16 protein-coding genes are annotated in these 17,500 nt (G+C 73.4%); 12 read left to right on the top strand and 4 right to left on the bottom strand.

Annotation, left to right across the window (positions count from 1 at the left end):
• Nucleotides 1-50: 50 nt before the first annotated feature.
• Nucleotides 51-437 carry a cupin domain-containing protein gene (locus tag ACYVKZ_RS08920; RefSeq protein WP_460991793.1) on the bottom strand — a complete coding sequence of 129 codons (387 nt, stop codon included), beginning with the start codon at nucleotides 435-437 and terminating at the stop codon, nucleotides 51-53.
• Between the two features lie 186 nt (nucleotides 438-623).
• Between ACYVKZ_RS08920 and ACYVKZ_RS08915 the strand changes: the two genes are divergently transcribed.
• Nucleotides 624-929 carry a hypothetical protein gene (locus ACYVKZ_RS08915; protein ID WP_460991792.1) on the top strand — a complete coding sequence of 102 codons (306 nt, stop codon included), beginning with the start codon at nucleotides 624-626 and terminating at the stop codon, nucleotides 927-929.
• A 23-nt stretch (nucleotides 930-952) separates the two neighbouring features.
• Here the strand turns inward: ACYVKZ_RS08915 and ACYVKZ_RS08910 are convergent, their stop codons facing one another.
• Nucleotides 953-2,131, bottom strand: a complete 1,179-nt coding sequence (locus tag ACYVKZ_RS08910; protein ID WP_460991791.1) for an MFS transporter — start codon at nucleotides 2,129-2,131, stop codon at nucleotides 953-955.
• 70 nt (nucleotides 2,132-2,201) lie between these two features.
• Between ACYVKZ_RS08910 and ACYVKZ_RS08905 the strand changes: the two genes are divergently transcribed.
• The 9 genes from ACYVKZ_RS08905 to ACYVKZ_RS08865 all read left to right on the top strand — a co-directional run bounded on the left by ACYVKZ_RS08905 (nucleotide 2,202) and on the right by ACYVKZ_RS08865 (nucleotide 13,112).
• Nucleotides 2,202-3,095: a LysR family transcriptional regulator gene (locus ACYVKZ_RS08905; RefSeq protein ID WP_460991790.1), complete on the top strand. Its 894-nt coding sequence runs from the start codon at nucleotides 2,202-2,204 to the stop codon at nucleotides 3,093-3,095.
• Between the two features lie 44 nt (nucleotides 3,096-3,139).
• A complete protein-coding gene (gene lgt, locus ACYVKZ_RS08900) occupies nucleotides 3,140-4,021 on the top strand; it encodes a prolipoprotein diacylglyceryl transferase (RefSeq protein ID WP_460991789.1) in 882 nt (293 codons plus the stop codon).
• Between the two features lie 128 nt (nucleotides 4,022-4,149).
• Complete coding sequence (locus ACYVKZ_RS08895) at nucleotides 4,150-5,523, top strand: MFS transporter (RefSeq protein WP_460991788.1); 1,374 nt, start codon at nucleotides 4,150-4,152, stop codon at nucleotides 5,521-5,523.
• Nucleotides 5,523-6,260, top strand: a complete 738-nt coding sequence (locus tag ACYVKZ_RS08890; RefSeq protein ID WP_460991787.1) for an SDR family NAD(P)-dependent oxidoreductase — start codon at nucleotides 5,523-5,525, stop codon at nucleotides 6,258-6,260. Before ACYVKZ_RS08895 ends, ACYVKZ_RS08890 begins: the two co-directional genes overlap by 1 nt.
• Nucleotides 6,261-6,282: 22 nt before the next feature.
• A complete protein-coding gene (locus ACYVKZ_RS08885; RefSeq protein WP_460991786.1) occupies nucleotides 6,283-7,224 on the top strand; it encodes a shikimate dehydrogenase in 942 nt (313 codons plus the stop codon).
• Entirely contained in the window at nucleotides 7,221-8,306 is a 1,086-nt protein-coding gene (locus ACYVKZ_RS08880) for a Gfo/Idh/MocA family protein (protein ID WP_460991785.1), read from the top strand. Before ACYVKZ_RS08885 ends, ACYVKZ_RS08880 begins: the two co-directional genes overlap by 4 nt.
• Nucleotides 8,303-10,435, top strand: coding sequence for an FAD-dependent oxidoreductase (locus ACYVKZ_RS08875; RefSeq protein ID WP_460991784.1), 2,133 nt, complete (start codon nucleotides 8,303-8,305; stop codon nucleotides 10,433-10,435). The genes ACYVKZ_RS08880 and ACYVKZ_RS08875 overlap by 4 nt, the downstream gene beginning before the upstream one ends.
• Complete coding sequence (locus tag ACYVKZ_RS08870; RefSeq protein WP_460991783.1) at nucleotides 10,432-11,340, top strand: sugar phosphate isomerase/epimerase family protein; 909 nt, start codon at nucleotides 10,432-10,434, stop codon at nucleotides 11,338-11,340. The genes ACYVKZ_RS08875 and ACYVKZ_RS08870 overlap by 4 nt, the downstream gene beginning before the upstream one ends.
• The gene (locus ACYVKZ_RS08865) at nucleotides 11,337-13,112 is read left to right on the top strand and encodes an FAD-dependent oxidoreductase (protein ID WP_460991782.1); all 1,776 of its coding nucleotides are present in this window, start codon (nucleotides 11,337-11,339) and stop codon (nucleotides 13,110-13,112) included. The genes ACYVKZ_RS08870 and ACYVKZ_RS08865 overlap by 4 nt, the downstream gene beginning before the upstream one ends.
• A 130-nt stretch (nucleotides 13,113-13,242) precedes the next feature.
• Here the strand turns inward: ACYVKZ_RS08865 and ACYVKZ_RS08860 are convergent, their stop codons facing one another.
• Complete coding sequence (locus ACYVKZ_RS08860) at nucleotides 13,243-14,082, bottom strand: oxidoreductase (RefSeq protein ID WP_460991781.1); 840 nt, start codon at nucleotides 14,080-14,082, stop codon at nucleotides 13,243-13,245.
• A 154-nt stretch (nucleotides 14,083-14,236) separates the two neighbouring features.
• On the opposite strand from ACYVKZ_RS08860, the gene ACYVKZ_RS08855 reads away from it, so the two are divergent.
• The gene (locus tag ACYVKZ_RS08855; protein WP_460991780.1) at nucleotides 14,237-15,823 is read left to right on the top strand and encodes a Na+/H+ antiporter; all 1,587 of its coding nucleotides are present in this window, start codon (nucleotides 14,237-14,239) and stop codon (nucleotides 15,821-15,823) included.
• A gap of 74 nt (nucleotides 15,824-15,897) precedes the next feature.
• On the opposite strand, the gene ACYVKZ_RS08850 is transcribed toward ACYVKZ_RS08855, so the two are convergent.
• On the bottom strand, nucleotides 15,898-16,326 hold the full coding sequence (locus ACYVKZ_RS08850; RefSeq protein WP_460991779.1) for an SRPBCC domain-containing protein: 429 nt from the start codon (nucleotides 16,324-16,326) through the stop codon (nucleotides 15,898-15,900).
• A gap of 131 nt (nucleotides 16,327-16,457) precedes the next feature.
• Between ACYVKZ_RS08850 and ACYVKZ_RS08845 the strand changes: the two genes are divergently transcribed.
• The gene (locus ACYVKZ_RS08845; RefSeq protein WP_460991778.1) at nucleotides 16,458-17,429 is read left to right on the top strand and encodes an aldo/keto reductase; all 972 of its coding nucleotides are present in this window, start codon (nucleotides 16,458-16,460) and stop codon (nucleotides 17,427-17,429) included.
• Nucleotides 17,430-17,500: the final 71 nt, after the last annotated feature.

Raw genomic sequence — 17,500 nt, 5'->3', positions numbered from 1 at the left:
CAAGGCTTCCGCGCGGTGCCCCCGCCGTCAAATGGCGCCCAAGGCGTGGCTCACTCCGGCTTCGCGAAGACCGCGGCGCTGAGGAATTCCAGCCCCACGAACTTCTCCTCGCCCACGACCCAGGCGTCGTGTCCGGGTGGGATCGTGTACGAGCTGCCGGCCGTGATCGTGGCGCTCTCACCCGTTGCGAGGCGCACCTCGAGGGTGCCGGAAATGCAATAGCCCACGTGGGTGTTCTGGCAGGTGTCCGTACCCGCGACCGGCTTGATGCAGTCCGACCACCGCCAGCCGGGGGCGAACGTGAGGCGCCCGATCGTGTAGTCGCCCACGGTCACGAGGTCGATCTCGGACTTGTCGGGCCGGCGCTTCTCATCGGGGTCGTCGTGGGACTTCACGTTCAGGCTCGTGACGGTGTTGACGGACGCGTTGGTGCTCATGGCGTGCTCCTTGGAACTCGAAGCCGCCCCAGACGAGCCTCCAGCTTCCCAGCGGGGACGGTCTCTGTGGACGGTTTCAGGGTAGGGCCGCCGGGCGCCCGCGGGAAGGCCGCCCTGCACCCTTGCGGGCCGCGACGCCGCTTTCTACCATGAGCAGCGGTCTCACTTAGCAGGAGGTCAATCGCCATGTCTGTCATCGTCGCGGTCAAGGTTTCCGGGAACACAGGCGTCTTCACGAAGTCCCTCGAGGACCATGCTGAGGAGTACCGGAAGATTGCCGCGAGTGCCAAGGAGCACGGCGCCCTCCACCACCAGTTCGGTGTGGGAGAGGGCTACATCCTCATCAACGACGAGTGGGAATCCGCGCAGGAGTTCGAGAGCTTCTTCAGCGATCCGGCGCTGCGGGACTTCATGGGCACGGTCGGCGCCGATCTCAGCGTGGCCCCGCAGATCACCGTCGGGGAGCGGGTCGACTCGCCGGACATGTTCTGACGGGCGCCTTGTCCTGACCGCCCCTACCGCGCCCGACGCCGCTGCCACGCCGAGTGCCCGGCCGTCACCACCGCGATGAGCACCGCCGTGGCGCCGAGCCCGAGCAGGAAGATCGCCCCGTACTGGCCGGCCCCGGCGAGCGGCGCCGTGAGGAAGGTGCCCACCGAGCTGCCGAGGAACAGCGCGCACGCGAACAGGGCCACCGCCGTGGCCCTGGCCGCCGGCGCGACCTCGGTGGCCCAGCCCTGCACCGAGGAGTGCAGGATCGCGTTCGAGGCCCCGACGAGGACCGCGGTGGCGGTGATCGCCACCGGATTCTGCGCGGCCGACGACGCCGCATAGCCCGCCAGCAGCACCGCCCCGCCCAGGCCCATGAGCCGCGTGCGCGAGAGGCGCTGCACGAGCCGGCGCATGAGCCGGGCGCCCGCGATCACCCCGACGCCGTAGCCGGCGGCGAGCACTCCGGCGAGGGCGATGGGCACGTCCGCGTGCTGCAGGGCCGGCACGAAGTAGGTCAGCACGCCCATGAGCACCGCGCCCTCGAGCACGGCCACCCCGTACACGCCCAGGGCCGCGCCCGAGAACGCCGCGCGGAAGTCGACGGGACCGCGGCGGTGCGTGCCGCCGTCGTGCGCCCGGCGTAGGAGGACCAGGAGCGCGAGGCAGCCGAGGGCGGGCAGCCCGAACACCACCCGCCAATCCGTGTACGCCGCGATGGTGCCCGCGGCGAGGGTGGCCCCGGTGGTGCCGAGGGCCGAGTAGACCTGCAGCTCGGAGAGGCCGCGGGCCTTCGCGACGCCGGTGCGCGTGTCGCCGATGATGGTCAGGAGTGTCGGGTACAGGCACCCGGCCATGAGCCCGGCGGCCGAGCGGGCAACGAGCAGCGGGACGTGCGCGCTGAACAGCGTGCTGGCCACCGCCGCCACGGCCAGGCCGGCCAGGGCCGTGCGCAGCACCGCCACCCGGCCGAACCGGTCGCTGATGAACCCCCACACGGGCTGCCCGAGGGCGTACAGGAGCGAGTATGCGGCCACCAGCCCCACCGCCTCCGCGAGGGACATGCCGGTCCGGGCGGCGAGGACCACGAGCATCGGGGGAGTGGCGAACCGGTCGAAGAAGGACAGGAAGCCGATGGACATCAGCACCCGGTCCGGGATCCCTTCGGTGGGGAGCGCTGTGGGGGAGTCCTTCGCGGCGGTCACCCGTCCACCCTACTCAGGCGCCCGGGCGCGGGCGGGCGGGGGTTGCCCGGCCAGGTGCTTGAATGGGCCCGTGGAGATCAGGTGGCTCGAGGCGTTCGTCGCGGTGGCCGAGGAGCTGCACTTCGGGCGGGCGGCCACGCGGCTGCACATGGCCCAGTCGCCGCTGAGCCAGACCATCCGCAAGCTCGAGAAGGACATGGGCGTGCCGCTGTTCGACCGCAGCACGCGCAGCGTGGCCCTCACCCCCGCCGGCCGCTCCCTCCTGCCGCACGCCTACCGCGCCCTGGACGAGCTCGAGGTCGCCCGGCAGGCCGCGCACGCCTCCGTGGGGACGGTCTACGGGCACCTGACCATGAGCTTCACCGGCGCCATCAACCACCGCACCCTCCCGCGGCTCACCCGGGCGCTGCGCCGCCGCTACCCGGACGTGGTCCTCTCGCTGCAGGGCCGCGTGGTGACGGGCGACGCCGTCGCGCAGCTCATGCAGGGAACGCTCGACCTGGCCTTCGTGGGACTCCCGCTCGACCCGTCCCCGCTCGCCTCCCGCCTGATCGCGCGGGAGGCACTCGGCGCCGTCGTGCCCGTGGACCACCCCCTCGCCCACCGGCCCTCGCTCGACCTCGCCGAGCTGCGCGGCGAGGACTTCATCATGATGCCCTCCGGTGGCGGCTCGGACCTCGAACGCACGGCCACGGCCGCCTGCGTCGCGGCGGGGTTCCGGCCGCGCGTGGTGCAGACGATCGGCGACCCGTTCATGATCCTCACGTTCGTCGCCGCCGGGATGGGCGTGAGCCTCGTGAGCGAGGGCATGAGCGACATCCTGCCGCACGGTGCGGTGTACCTCCCGCTCTCCGGCCCGCAGCCCTACCTCCAGCACGGGCTCGCGTGGGCGCCGGCCAACCCCTCGCGCGTGCTGCCGCACGTGCTCGAGGTTGCCGAGCAGGTGCTGCCCACCCCGCCGTGACCCGCGTCCGGTTCCCGGCCATCTGGAATTGGTAGGATCCGGCGGTGAGCGTGAACGCGTCGGTTCCGGCCTATTTCCCTTCCCCCACAGTGAGCGGCTTCCCCCTCGGGCCGCTGACCATCCACTTCTATGCCCTGTGCATCATGCTCGGCATCGCCGTCGCCGTATGGATCACGGCACGCCGGTGGCGGCAGCGGGGCGGGCGGGCCGGGGAGGCGATCGACATCAGCCTGTGGGCCATTCCGTTCGGGATCGTGGGCGGGCGCATCTACCACGTCATCACCGACCCCGAGTTGTACTTCCTGCCCGGGAGGAACCCCTGGAACGCGTTCGCGATCTGGGACGGCGGGCTGGGCATCTGGGGTGCCGTGGCACTCGGCGCCGTGGGCGTGTGGATCGGGTGCCGCCGCGCGGGTGCCTCCTTCCTGGCGTTCGCGGACGCCGTGGCGCCCGGGGTGCTCGCTGCCCAGGGGATCGGCCGGTGGGGCAACTGGTTCAACAACGAGCTCTACGGCGACCCGACCGACCTTCCCTGGGGCCTGCAGATCCACCAGATGGACCTCTCCACGGGCCGTGCCGTCACGGACGCCGCCGGCAACCCGGTAGTCCTCGGCTACTTCCAGCCCACCTTCCTCTACGAATCGATCTGGTGCCTGGTCACCGCGGCTGTGATCATCTGGCTCGACCGGAAGGTCCGGCTCGGCGCCGGGAGCGTGCTCGCCCTCTACATCGCCGTCTACACGGCCGGGCGGTTCGTCTTCGAGCTCATGCGCTCGGACTACGCGAACCTCATCCTCGGGCTCCGGGTCAACACCTGGGTCTCCGGCCTGCTGTTCGTGGCGGCCGTGATCGCATTCCTGCTCACGTTCCGACGCCCGCGCTCGCAGGCCCGGCCCGAGGAGGCCACGGCCCCCGCCGTGGAGTGATCTCTCGGGATTGTGTGCTGACCGCACATAGTCCTAGATCAACTAAGTGTTGGACGCGCCACAATGGGCGCCCCCATGCTGGATGAGCCGCCACCTCCCGTGAGCGGCATCACCCGAAGGGAGCATCCATGTCAGCGTCGACATCCGCCGACTCCCGCACGCCGCGCACCCAGAACGCGCGGATTGCGGCCCTGTCCGGTTTCCTGGGCAGCACGCTCGAGTACTACGACTTCTTCATCTTCGGCTCCGCCGCGGCCCTGTTCTTCGGCAAACTGTTCTTCCCCGACGCCGGCGCGGCCGGGACACTGCTCTCGTTCGCCACCCTCGGGGTCGCCTACGTCGCCCGCCCGCTCGGGGCCGTCATCTGGGGCCACTTCGGCGACCGGATGGGGCGGAAGAACGTCCTGCTGCTGACCCTCGTGCTCATGGGCGCCTCGACGTTCCTCGTCGGCTGCCTCCCCACCTACAGCGCCATCGGGGGCCTCGCCCCCGCCGCGCTCATCGCGCTGCGCTTCATCCAGGGGCTCTCCGCCGGCGGAGAGTCGCCGGGCTCGAGCTCCCTGACGCTCGAGCACGCGCCGGAGGGCCGCCGGGCCTTCTTCACGAGCTTCACCATGAGCGGGATCCAGTTCGGCATCGTGGTCTCGAGCATCGTGTTCATCCCGGTCACCATGCTCCCGCAGCCGGTCCTCATGTCCTGGGGCTGGCGCATCCCGTTCCTGCTCAGCGCCGTGGTCACGTTCGTCGCCCTCTACCTGCGCCGCCGGCTCGAGGAGCCCGAGCTGTTCGCCGAGATCAAGGAGGACGCCCAGACTGCCGCGGTCCCGCTCGTGGACCTGTTCCGCAACGACTTCCCCAACGTGGTCCGCGTGACCCTCGCCGCCCTCGTGACCATGGTCGGGACCGTCTTCACCGTCTTCGCGCTGACCTACGCGACCGCGGTGGTCAAGCTGGACAAGCCGACCATGCTCGTGGTCATCGCGGTGGCCAATGCCGTCACGGTCTTCACGCAGCCTCTCTTCGCACTCCTGGCAGACAGGATCGGCCGCAAGCCGGTCTTCATCGTCGGCGCCCTGGGCAGCGCCGTCATGGTCTTCGCGTTCTTCGGAGCCCTCTCGACCCGGAGCTGGCCTCTGATCTTCGCCGCCGGGATCGGCCTCACGGGCATCTTCTACGCCATGCCCAACGGCGTCTACCCCGCCTACTTCCCTGAGCTGTTCCCGGCCAGGACGCGCTACTCCGGCATGGCTGTGAGCCTCATGCTCGGTCTCGTCGTGGCCGGCTTCACCCCGGCCATCGGCGCCGCGATCACCGCGGGCGACTCCGCCAACTGGGGACCCGTGGGCTGGATGACGGTGGCCTTCTGCCTCGTCTCCGCCCTGGCCGTGCTCTCGGCCCGCGAGACGTACCGGGTGCCCAAGGACGAGCTCGGCCGCCGCTCCCGCCGCGCGGAGCCGGCCGAGGCGCTCGCCGTCCCGGCCCCGGGAACGGCGGGGAACTGATGGCGGGCAGCAAGACAGTTCCGGCGGGGCTCCGGTGCCTCGTGATCGGGGCAGCGTCGGGCATCGGCCGTGCGGTGGTCGAGCGTCTCGCCCCTGCCGCGGCCGCCCTGGTCGCCGCCGACCTGCCCGGTGCCCCGCGGCACGGCGCCGACGCCGGCGTGGCCCACGTGGACCTCGACGTCTCCGATCCGGCGTCCGTCGAGGCGGGCGTCGCCAAGGCCCTCGCCGGGACCGGCGGGCGGCTCGACGTCGTCGTCAACACCGCAGGGATCATCGGCGAGGTCCGCCCGGCGGCCGAGGAGACCGTCGAGTCCTTCGAGCGGATGCTGCGGGTCAACCTCACCGGGGCGTTCCTCGTCTCCCGGGCCGTCCTGCCGCACCTGGCCCGCAGCGGCTCGGGCCGGCTCATCCACTTCGCCTCGACCGCCGGCAAGGAGGGCGTGGCGGGAATGGCCGCCTACTCCGCGAGCAAGGCCGGGATCATGGGCCTCACCAAGGCCCTGGCCAAGGAGTACGCGGCCTCGGGGGTCACCGTGAACGCGGTGGCGCCCGGCAAGGTCGCCACGCCCCTCATCCGGGACCTCGCGGTGACGGACGCGGACCTCGCCCGGATCCCGATGGGCCGGCTCGGCACGGCCGAGGAGGCCGCGGCGCTCGTCGAGTACATCGCCTCCCCGGACGCCTCCTACACCACCGGCTTCGTGTACGACCTCTCCGGCGGCCGCGCCACCTACTGACCCTCCACCGACAAGGACCACCATGACCGCCCCCAGCCACCTCATCGGCCTCATCGGCGCCAACGTCGCCGGCTCGCTCAGCCCGCTCCTGCACGAGCGCGAGGCCGCCGCCCACGGCCTCCGCTACGCCTACCGCACGCTGGACCTCGAAGCGCTCGGCCTCGCGCCCGACGACGCCGGGCAGCTCGCGCGGGACGCCGCCCGGCTCGGCTACACCGGCCTGAACGTGACGCACCCGTGCAAGCAGTCGGTCATCGCCGGCCTCGACGGGCTCTCCGACGACGCACGGGAGCTGGGGGCGGTCAACACAGTCGTCATCGACGCGTACGATCGCGCCCCGCGCCTCGGCGGATCCGGCGCCGCCGCGCGGCTCACCGGCCGCAACACCGACCACACGGGCTTCCGCGCGGGGTTCGCGGAGGGCCTGCCCGGCGCGGCCCTCGGCACGGTGCTGCTCGTCGGCGCGGGCGGGGCCGGCTCGGCCGTCGCCCGCGCGCTCCTCGACGCCGGCGCCCGGACCCTCCTCGTGGCGGACGCCGAGTCCGCCCGCGCCGAGCAGCTCGCTGCCCGCCTCGTCGGGCACCGCGCCGGGAACCCAGCCGCGGCCGACGGCGCGGGGCGGGTCGCCGCCGTCGGCCTCGACGAGGTGCCCACCCGCCTCGCGGAGGCCGACGGCGTGGTCAACGCGACGCCGATCGGCATGGTCGGGCATCCGGGCACCCCCTTCGACGCCTCCGCGCTCCTGCCGCGGCACTGGGTGGCCGACGTCATCTACCGCCCCCTCGAGACCCAGCTCGTGAAGGCCGCCCTGGCCGCCGGGTGCCGCGTGCTCGACGGCGGCTGGATGGCCGTGGCGCAGGCCGCCGACTCGTTCGAGCTCTTCACCGGCCGCCGCGCAGACCGCGCCCGCATGCGCGCCCACTTCCTCGAGCTGGCCGCGCGGGCCGGAACGGAGCTGTCATGAGCGCGCCCTACCGCGTCGGGATCGTGGGCTGCGGAGCCATCAGCCGCAACCACCTTGAGGCGTTCGCCGCGATCCCCGAGGCCACGGTCGTGGCCGTGTGCGACGTCGACCCGGGCCGCGCCCGGGAGACCGCCGAAGACTGGGGGATCGCCCACGCGTTCGGCTCGGTGGAGGAGCTCCTGGCCGCCGGCGTCGACCTCGTCTCGGTGTGCACCCCGCACCCCACCCACGAGGCCGTGGTCCTCGCCGCCGCGGCGGCGGGGGCGCACGTCCTCTGCGAGAAGCCGATCGCGATCGACCTCGCCTCCGCCGAGCGGATGGCCGCCGCGTGCGACGCCGCCGGCGTGCGTCTGGGAGTCCTGTTCCAGCGCCGCTTCTGGCCGGCCGCGCAGCGCCTCCGCGCCGCGGTGGACGACGGCACACTGGGGCGGCCGATCCTCGGCCACGCCTCGGTGCTGCTGCACCGGGAGCCGGAGTACTACAGCGCGGCCGCCTGGCGGGGGACGTGGGCCACCGACGGCGGCGGCGTGCTGATGACGCAAGCCATCCACTACCTCGACCTCCTGCAGTGGCTCATGGGCGAGGTCGTCGAGGTGCACGGATACCTCGGCACGTTCACGCACGCGATCGAGGTCGAGGACACCGCCGCCGCCGTGCTCCGCTTCGCCTCCGGGGCGATGGCCACGCTCTCCGCGACGACCGCCGCCGCCCCGAGCCTCGGGGTCAGCATCCGCATCACGGGCGAGACCGGCGCTACCGCCGAGCTCACCGAGTTCCCCGAGGGCACCGACGGGCGGGTGACCATCCTCGCCCGCGCCCGCACCATCGAGTCCGAGCCCGTTCACCCCGCCGGCATCGGCCCGGACGTGGACCTGGCCACGATCAACGGCCAGCTCATCCCGCACCACACCACCCAGATCCGCGACTTCGTCGAGGCCCTCGGCGCCGGCCGCGCGCCCGCCGTCACGGGCCGCGACGCCACCGCGGCCCTGACGATCCTCCTCGCCGTGTACCAGTCCTCCCGCACCGGCCGCCCGGTCCGCCTGGCCCAGCCCGCCGCCACCCCAGAAGGTGTCTCATGACCCACCACGCCTCCCAGCCGCTCGTCCTCGGCCGCAACGGCCGCCCGGCGCGCACCCTCCGCAACCGGCTCGTGAGCTCCCCGATGGAGCGCAACTACGGCACCACCGACGGGCGCATGACCGCCCAGTACACGGACTACCTCGTGGACCGCGCCCGCGCCGGCCTCGCCATCGTCACCACTGAGGCCACGTACGTGCGCGCCGACGGCAAGGGCCGCACCCACCAGCTCGGCCTGCACACCGACGCCGTCCTCCCGGGATTCCGGGAGCTCACCGGCGCCATCCACGCAGCGGGCGCGCTCGCCGCCGTCGAGATCAACCATGGCGGACGCACCGCCCAGTCGGCGGTGAGCGGGCTCGCCCCCGTCGCGCCCGCCGCGGTTGCCTGCGAGGTCGCCGGCGGCGAGCTGCCGCGGGCCCTCAGCACGCGCGAGTGCCACGAGCTCGTGGACGCCTACGCCCAGGCGGCCCGCCGGGCCGTCGCGGCCGGGTTCGACGCCATCAGCATCCACGGCGGGCACGGCTACCTCGTCCACCAATTCATGTCCGCCCGCACCAACGGCCGCTCCGACGAGTTCGGAGCCCCGGAGCACTTCGCCAACCTCGTGATCCGGGCCGTCCGGGCGGCCGCGCCCCAGGCACTCGTCGGGATCCGCCTCTCCGTGCTCGAGGGCGTCCCGGACGGACTCGGCGCCGAGGAGACCCTCGAGGTCGTCTCGCGGCTCGACCTGGAGGCGCTGGACTTCCTGGACCTCTCCGCCGGCTCCTACGAGGCCGGCGAGTGGATCGTGCAGCCGGGGGAGTGGAGGCCCGGCGTCCTCGCCGACTACGCCCGCGCCTACCGCCGCTTCGGCCTGCCCCTCGGCCTCGCGGGGCGGCTCAACTCGCCCGAGGCCATCGAGGCGGTGCTCGCCGACGGCGTGTGCGACTTCGTCTCCCTCGGCCGTGCGGTGCACGCCGACCCGGCCTTCGTCCGGGGCGTCCTGGACGGCTCGCCGTACCGGCCCTGCATCGCCTGCAACGTCTGCATCGACAACCTCGGCCTCGGCCAGGTGACGTGCACCGTCAACCCGGCGGTGGGGCGCTCGCGGGTTCCCGTGCCGGCCCCGCGCCTCGTGGCGGCCGACGACGCGAGGCGGCCGGGCGCCGTCGTGAGCCCCGCCCCGCCCCACACCGTGGTCCTCGGCGCCGGGCCCGCGGGCCTGACCGCCGCCCGCGAGCTCGCCGAGGCCGGTGCGCGCGTCACGCTGCTCGAGGCGGGGGAGCAGATCGGCGGCCAGTTCGCGCTCGCCGCCGGGATGCGCCCCACCCCCGACTTCCACCGCTACCTCGACTGGAACCGCGCCGAGCTCGCGCGCCTCGGGGTGAGGGTGCGCCTCGGCGCCGCCGCGGACGTCCGGGACCTCGCAGGCCTCGCGCGGACGCTCGGCGCCGACGGGATCGTCCTCGCCACCGGCGGGGGCCGCCCCGCGCCCGGCTTTCCGGTCACCGGAGGCAGCGCCGGGGCGCCCGACGGCGGCGTGCTCGACGTCCGCGACTGGCTCGCCGCCCGCCCGGGCCTCCTCGGCGGCCACCGCCGCCCTGAAGAGGGCGCCTGGCCCGCCGCCGTGACGATCTGGGGCGCCGACTCGGTGGCCCTGTCCGTGGCGGACACCCTCGCGGCCCACGGCACGCGCGTGCTGCTCGTCGGGCCCGAGCAGGCCATCGCCCCGGAATCAGGGCGCCGCGCCAAGATCCTCGCCGTCCCGCGGCTCGAGGCCAGCCCGCACGTGCGGACCGTGCTCGACGCCCGCATCGTCGAGGCGGTTGCACCCGGCACCCCGGAAGGCCGCATCCGCGTCGTCGGGGCCGACGGCGAACGGTGGCTCGGGGCACCCGGGCCCCTCCTGGTCTCCCGTGGCGTGGTGCCCCTCGGCGCGGCCGTGGACCCGGAGGGCCGCGAGGCCGCGCTCGGGCTCGGCGCGGGCGTTCCGGTGGTGCTCGCCGGGACGGTCGTCGACCAGACCCCACCCACGGCGTCGAGCGCGATCAAGAGCGGGTACGACGCCGCCCAGCGCCTCGCCGCCGCCCTCGCACCCGCCGCATCGCCCACCCCCTCCGCCCCGATCCTCGAAGGAGCATCCGCATGACCGCCGCCCAGACCGCGTCCGCGCCGCGGCGCCCCGTGGGCCTCGCCCAGCTCTCCCTCCTCGGGACCGCCCCGCCGGACCTAGTCCTCCTCGCCGCCGAGGCGGGGTTCGACTTCATCGGCGCCCGCGTCCGTCCCGTGACCTCGGCCGAGCGGCCGTACGACCTGCAGCCCGGCTCGCCGATGCTCGCCCAGACGCTCGCCAACGTCCGCTCCACCGGCGTCCGCGTGGTGGACATCGAATTCCTTCTCATGGACGGAACGGGCGGGGTCCATGGCCAGCGCGACGCCTGGCTGCGCATGTTCGAGGCTGGGCACGCCCTCGGCGCCCGGACCATGACCGTGGCCGGAGCCGATCCCGAGCCTGCCCGGTTCGCCGAGAACCTCGCCCGGATGGCCGAGGACGGACGGGAGTTCGGCATCACCCCCACGCTCGAGCCCATCTCCTACCAGCGCATCAGCTCGCTGCCCGCGGCCGCGACGGCCGCCCAGGCCGCTGGCACCCAGGTCGTCGTGGACACCCTGCACTTCCGCCGCTTCGGCGGCACACTCGGGGAGCTCGCGGCCATCGCCGACCTCGTCCCGATGCTCCAGCTCTGCGACGCCTCCGCCGATCGTCCCCGCGACCGCGCGGGCCTCGTCCACGAGTCCCGCGCCGCCCGCCTGGTCCCGGGCGACGGCGGCCTCGCGCTCGCCGAGATCGTCGCCGCCATGGCCCCGACGCTGCCGGTGAGCGTCGAGGCGCCGTCACCGCGAGACGTCGAGCGCCTCGGCGCCCCCGGCTGGGCACGCCGCCTGAAGCAGGGCGCCGACCGCGTGCTCGCGCACGCCGAAGCGCTCGTCCGGGAACGGGCCACCGGTCCCGCCCACCCCACCCGCACCGCACCGAACGGAGCCTCCGCATGACCGCCCCCGCCCCGACATCCTCTGCCGCCCCGGCCGTCCAGACCGACGTCCTCGTCATTGGCTCCGGCGCCGCCGGCCTGTCCGCGGCCGTGACGGCCGCCTACCACGGACTGCGCGTCGTGGTGGTCGAGAAGGCCGAGGTCTGCGGCGGCGCCACCGCATGGTCCGGCGGCTGGGCCTGGACTCCCGGCAACCCGCTCGCGAAGGCCGACGGCGTGGACGAGGACCCCGAGCAGTTCCGCACCTACCTCCGTCACCGGCTCGGAGACCGGTACGACGCCGCCCGGATCGACGCGTTCCTCGAGGCCGTGCCGCACATGGTGGGCTTCTTCGAGGGCAGGACGCGGCTGCAGTTCACCCCCGGCGCGAGGATCAGGGACATCTACGGCAAGACCCCCGGCGCAGGGACGGGACACCGCTCCGTCGGCCCGGCGCCGATCAACGCCCGCCGCCTCTCGCCCCGCGTGCGGAGGCTCCTGCGGGGCCAGCTCTACGAGACCTCGTTCCTCGGCATGGGCATCATGGCCGGCCCGGACCTGACCAGGTTCCTCTCGGCGTCCCAGGGCTCGCTGCAGGGCCTCGCGTACGCGGCCTGGCGGGTGGGGCGGCACGTCCTCGACCTCGCGGTGCACCGCAGGGGCATGCACCTCGTGAACGGGACCGCGCTCGTGGGGCGGCTCCTGCAGAGCGCCGTTGACCTCGGCGTCGACGTGCGGGTCTCGACGCCCGCCGTCCGGCTCACCACGGATGGCTCGGGACGCGTCACCGGCGCCGTGGTGAGCGGACCGGAAGGACGCTACGAGATCGAGGCCGCGCGCGGCGTCGTCCTCGCAGCGGGCGGATTCCCGAACGATGTGCAGCGCCGCGCCGCGCTGTTCCCCAAGGCGCCCACCGGGCGCGAGCACTGGACGCTCGCGCCGAAGGAGGCCAACGGCGACGGGATCACGCTCGGCGAGTCGGTCGGGGCGCAGTTCGTCACCGACGTCGAGTCGCCCGCGGCGTGGTGCCCCGTCTCGCTCGTCCCGTACCGCAGCGGCCGGGTCGGGACCTTCCCGCACATCATGGACCGCGCCAAGCCCGGATCGATCGGCGTGCGCCGGGACGGCAGGCGGTTCGTCAACGAGGCCTACGGCTACTACGACTACGTCTCCGCGCTCGTCGCCGCGACGCCCGAGGGCGAAGCGGTCGAGTCGTGGCAGATCGCCGACTCGCGGTTTGTGCGCAGGTACCCGCTCGGCATGGCCAAGCCGCTTCCCGTGCCCCTGTTCCCGTACCTGCGCTCGGGCTACCTCAAGCGCGGGCGGACCCTCGAGGAGCTCGCCGCGGCGTGCGGCATCGACGCCGCCGGGCTGCGCGAGACCGTCGAGCGGTTCAACGAGGGCGCTCGTGTCGGGGCGGACCCTGAATTCGAGCGTGGCGAGACCGAGTTCAACCGGTACGGCGGCGACCCCAAGGTCGGGCCGAACCCCTCGCTCGCACCGATCGAGAAGGGCCCGTTCTACGCGGTCAAGGTGGTGCCCGGCTCGTTCGGGACCTTCGCCGGTCTCGCGGCAGACGGGCGGGCGCGGGTGCTCCGGGCGGACGGCTCCGCTGTCGAAGGGCTGTACGTGGCGGGAAACGACCAGGCCAGCGTGATGGGCGGCTTCTACCCGGCCGGAGGGATCAACCTCGGGCCGGCGCTGACCTTCGGGTACGTCGCCGGCCGCGAGCTGGCCGGGGCGGAGCGCTACGAGGACGACGGCGCGGTGCCCGCCGAGCACGCCCGCACCTGACGCCGTCCGCTCGTGTTCAGATTGGCGGGGAAGGCCCGGCGTGTCGGGACAGACACGCCGGGCCGATGGGTGCGAGCAAGTCCACTCTGAGCAGAACCGTCCGCTGCACCCGGCCCCCAGCCCCTCAGTCTCAGTCCTCGAACCCGGTGGACGCGCTGACCGACTCCCACGCGGCCACCTCTGCCGCCTGAGCCGCGGCGACCGCCCGGTAGCCGGCGAGGGCGTCCTGGCCGAGCAGCAGGAACGCCGGGGTCTGCTCGGCGTCCACGGCGGCGATGATGGCCTGGGCGGCCCTGGCCGGGTCGCCGGCCTGGGTCCCGTGGACGGTGTCGTGCTCCTTGCGCCGCTGCCCGGCGGTCTGGGCGTAGTCCGGGATCGGCTCGGCCGACTGCGTCAGGGAACGCCCCGCGAAGTCCGTCCGGAACGCCCCCGGCTCCACGGCCGTCACCGAGATCCCCAGCGGCGCGAGCTCCTTCTGGGCCGAGCCCGAGATGCCCTCGAGCGCGGCCTTGGTGGCCGAGTAGTAGCCCGAGCCCACCGGGCAGAGCCGAGCGCCGATCGAGGAGATGTTCACGATCGCGCCCGACCGGCGGGCCCGCATGCCCGGGAGCACAGCCTTCATCAGGGCCACGGGGCCGAACACGTTGGTCGCGAAGAGGCGCGCCACGTCGGCGTCGTCGCCCTCCTCCACCGCTGCCCGGTAGCCGTAGCCGGCGTTGTTCACGAGCACGTCGATGCGCCCGAAGCGGTCCTGCGCGGCCGCGGCGGCGGAGGCCACCTGCGCAGCATCGGTGACATCGAGCGCGAGCGCGAGGGCCGTGTCCGGGTGGGCCTCGACGAGGTCGGCGACCGAGCCGGCGTCGCGCGCGGTGACCACGGCGCGGTCGCCGCGGGCGAGGACCGCCTCGGCGAGGGCGCGGCCGAGCCCGGTGGAGCAGCCGGTGATGAGCCAGACGGGTGAGACGTCCATGGGTTTCCTTCCGTGGGTCCAGCGGGTAACCACACCAGTCAACGCGCTCGCGGCCGTCCGTGGGAGGCAGGGCCGGTCCTCGGACGGGGAGCGCCTCCCACGGGCTGCGGCGCGGCGTTACATTCAGTGCGGGGCCCTGCGCGAAAGGTTGGACATGCTCGGTCTGGAACTCGTCGTCGCCCTGGGCGCGGCGGTGGTCGTCGCGAGCCTCCTCGCGCCCAGGATCAGGATCACCCAGCCCCTCCTGCTCGTGATCCTCGGCCTCGCGCTCACCCTGGTCCCGGAGTTCCGCGGTGTGGGGCTGCCGCCGGAGACGGTCCTGCTGCTGTTCCTCCCGGCCCTGCTGTACTGGGAGAGCCTCACCACGTCGCTGCGCGAGATCCGCAGGTTCATCCGCGGCATCATCCTCAGCGGGACGCTGCTCGTGGTCCTCACCGCGGCTGCCGTCGCGGCGGTGGCGCATGCGCTCGGGATGGACTGGGGACCGGCGTGGATCATCGGGGCGGCCCTCGCGCCCACGGACGCGACAGCGGTGGCGGCGATCGCCCACGGGCTCCTCCCGCGCCGGCAGATGACCGTGCTGCACGCCGAGAGCCTCATCAACGACGGCACGGCGCTCGTGGTCTACGGCGTCGCGGTCGGATTCGCCACCGGGTCCGTGGAGATCACCCCGCTCATGGTCACGGGCGAGTTCCTGTACTCGTTCGTGGGCGGCGTGGCGGTGGGCGTCGCGGTCGCGTGGACCTCGCTGTCGGTGCGCCGGCGCATCGAGAACCCGCTCGCCGGCAACGCCGCGACCCTCCTGACCCCCTTCGTGGCATACCTCGGGGGCGAGCTCATCCACGCCTCGGCCGTGCTCGCCGTCGTCTCGTGCGGGCTGTACATCTCCCAGGCCGCGCCGCTCACGATCTCCGCCTACACCCGCCAGCAGACGGCCGCCGTCTGGCGGATCGGCAGCTACCTCCTCAACGGCGCCCTGTTCGTGCTCGTTGGCCTCGCCCTGCCCTCCTCCATGGGCGGAATCCTCGCCGGGCAGTCCGGGCACGGGCAGCCGTTGGGCGCCGTCCTGCTCGTGGGCGCGGCGGTGTACGGCACGATCCTCGTCACGCGGCTCGCGGTGCTCGTGGTCTCGGCGTACGTGATCAGGGCCGTGGACCGCCGGCCCCACCAGCGCAAGCTCCGCACCACGAACCGCGCCCGGGTCATGAGCACGACGGCGGGCGTCCGGGGCGCCGTCTCGCTCGCCGTCGCGCTCGCGGTCCCGCAGGACTACCCGGCGCGCGACGCCATCGTGTTCGTCACGGCCTTCGTGGTGGTCGCGTCGCTGGCGCTGCAGGGCTCAGCGCTGCCGAGGGTCATCCGGTGGTCCCGCATCCCCGAGGACACGAAGGTCGCCGAAGAGATCCTGCTCGCCAAGCGCACGGCCACGGAGGAGGCGTTCAAGGCGCTGCCCGACCTGGCCCGCGAGATCAACGTGGACGACGAGGTGCTCGAGCGCATCCACCACGAGTACGACGAACATCTGGCGGCGATGACCGCCGGCTTCGACGACGAGGACCACCCGGCCGTGGTGCGCACGCGCCAGTACGCCCGGCTGCGGCTTGCGCTGATCGGCCACAAGCGGGCCACGGTGGTGCGCCTGCGGGACGAGAAGACGATCGACGACACGGTGCTGCGCACCATCGAGGGCGAGCTCGACGCCGAGGAGGTGCGCCTGGCCCGCCAGCAGGAGACCGAGTGAGCCCGCTTCTGAGGGTGACCTCCTGGGAGTCAGCTTCTGTGGGTCCCCTCCGGTCCGCCCCGGGGCCCGCAGTCCTACCCGGCGCCCTGGGCGCTGCCGGCCTCGATCCATTCCTTCAGGCGGGAGTAGGTCCCGGGCGTCTCCCGCTCCACCCGCGCCGCCGAGGCGCCCTGCAGGCCCGCGATCGTGACCGTGAGCTCGCAGACGCCCTCCTCCGCGTCCTCGATGCGGTACTCGAGAGTTCCCGGCGGTTCGTTCACCACGGCCGGGTCCCACCGGGGGTCGAAGGTCGCCTTGAGCCGCCGCGGAGGGTCGATCGCGATGAGGTGCCCGAGCGCCACCTCTGCACCGGCTGCCCGCATCTCGTAGGCGGCCTCGGGAGCCCAGGAGCTGTGGACCGTCCCACCGTCCATCCACGGCCGGGGCACGTCGGTGTCGGTGAGCGCGGACCACAGGGCCTCGGGTGCGCAGCGGATGCGGACACGGCAGACGGTTTCACTCATCCCCCCAGCCTCGGACATCCGGTCGGGGCGGTTCAACCGTCCGATCCTCGCCCTGCCAGGGCCTCCCTCGTGGTGGCCCGGCGGCGTAGCGTCGGTCTCATCCGTATCGCTGACGAAAGGACGTCCCTCCCATGCAGTACACCCGCCTCGGCACCTCCGGGCTCCGCGTGAGCCGCCTCGCCCTCGGCTGCATGAGCTTCGGCGACCCCTCACGGGGCTACAACGAGTGGGCCCTCGGCGATGACGCGGCCGAGCCGCTGTTCCGCCAGGCGGTCGAGCTCGGCATCACCTTCTGGGACACCGCGAACGTCTACGGCTACGGCTCGAGCGAGGAGATCGTGGGCCGCGCCATCAAGGAGTACACGCGGCGCGAGGACGTGGTGCTGGCCACGAAGGTCTTCTTCCCCATGCACGAGGGACCCGGCGGCCGCGGCCTGTCCCGCAGGGCCATCATGGAGCAGATCGACGCGTCCCTGGCCCGCCTCGGCACCGACTACGTGGACCTGTACCAGATCCACCGCTTCGACCCCGAGACCCCGGTCGAGGAGACGATGGAGGCGCTGCACGATGTGGTCAAGGCCGGCAAGGCCCGCTACCTCGGAGCCTCGTCCATGTGGGCCTGGCAGTTCCAGGCGATGCAGCACGCCGCCGAAGCCAACGGCTGGACGCGCTTCGTGTCCATGCAGGACCAGTACAGCCTCGTGGAACGCGAGGACGAGCGCGAGATGATGCCCCTGCTGGCCGAGACGGGCGTGGGCAGCATCCCGTGGAGCCCGCTCGCCAAGGGCCGCCTGACCCGGCCCTGGAGCGACCAGCAGACCGAGCGCGCCACCACGGACCCGCTCCAGAGCCGCTACTCCGGGGAGGTGAACAGGCCGATCGTCGACGCCCTCCAGAAGGTCGCGGAGGCCCGCGGCGTACCCATGGCACAGGTCGCACTCGCCTGGGTGCTGCGCAATCCGGTGGTGGCCGCGCCGATCGTCGGCGCGACCAAGCCCCACCATCTCCCGGACGCCGCCGCTGCCCTCGACCTGGCGCTCACCGAGGACGAGGCCTCGGCCCTCGAGGAGCACTACACGCCCAGGATGCCCTCGGGGTTCTGAGCGGTGGGGCCGCCCCCTGAGCGGTGGGGCCGCCTCCCGAGCCGGGACGCCCGGGAGTCTGGACGCCCGGG

This window comes from Sinomonas soli, from assembly GCF_054782415.1.
The sequence above is the reverse complement of the archived record's forward strand: the minus strand, read 5'-3'. Positions and strand labels throughout refer to the sequence as shown.

What these genes read in the sequence shown, in the direction of transcription:
- ACYVKZ_RS08885 (WP_460991786.1), top strand. Translation starts at nt 6,283, where the DNA reads ATGACCGCCCCCAGCCACCTCATCGGCCTCATCGGCGCCAACGTCGCC.
- ACYVKZ_RS08860 (WP_460991781.1), bottom strand. Translation starts at nt 14,082, where the DNA reads ATGGACGTCTCACCCGTCTGGCTCATCACCGGCTGCTCCACCGGGCTC.
- ACYVKZ_RS08915 (WP_460991792.1), top strand. Translation starts at nt 624, where the DNA reads ATGTCTGTCATCGTCGCGGTCAAGGTTTCCGGGAACACAGGCGTCTTC.
- ACYVKZ_RS08920 (WP_460991793.1), bottom strand. Translation starts at nt 437, where the DNA reads ATGAGCACCAACGCGTCCGTCAACACCGTCACGAGCCTGAACGTGAAG.
- ACYVKZ_RS08850 (WP_460991779.1), bottom strand. Translation starts at nt 16,326, where the DNA reads ATGAGTGAAACCGTCTGCCGTGTCCGCATCCGCTGCGCACCCGAGGCC.
- ACYVKZ_RS08895 (WP_460991788.1), top strand. Translation starts at nt 4,150, where the DNA reads ATGTCAGCGTCGACATCCGCCGACTCCCGCACGCCGCGCACCCAGAAC.
- ACYVKZ_RS08880 (WP_460991785.1), top strand. Translation starts at nt 7,221, where the DNA reads ATGAGCGCGCCCTACCGCGTCGGGATCGTGGGCTGCGGAGCCATCAGC.
- ACYVKZ_RS08875 (WP_460991784.1), top strand. Translation starts at nt 8,303, where the DNA reads ATGACCCACCACGCCTCCCAGCCGCTCGTCCTCGGCCGCAACGGCCGC.
- ACYVKZ_RS08855 (WP_460991780.1), top strand. Translation starts at nt 14,237, where the DNA reads ATGCTCGGTCTGGAACTCGTCGTCGCCCTGGGCGCGGCGGTGGTCGTC.
- ACYVKZ_RS08865 (WP_460991782.1), top strand. Translation starts at nt 11,337, where the DNA reads ATGACCGCCCCCGCCCCGACATCCTCTGCCGCCCCGGCCGTCCAGACC.
- ACYVKZ_RS08890 (WP_460991787.1), top strand. Translation starts at nt 5,523, where the DNA reads ATGGCGGGCAGCAAGACAGTTCCGGCGGGGCTCCGGTGCCTCGTGATC.
- ACYVKZ_RS08845 (WP_460991778.1), top strand. Translation starts at nt 16,458, where the DNA reads ATGCAGTACACCCGCCTCGGCACCTCCGGGCTCCGCGTGAGCCGCCTC.
- ACYVKZ_RS08870 (WP_460991783.1), top strand. Translation starts at nt 10,432, where the DNA reads ATGACCGCCGCCCAGACCGCGTCCGCGCCGCGGCGCCCCGTGGGCCTC.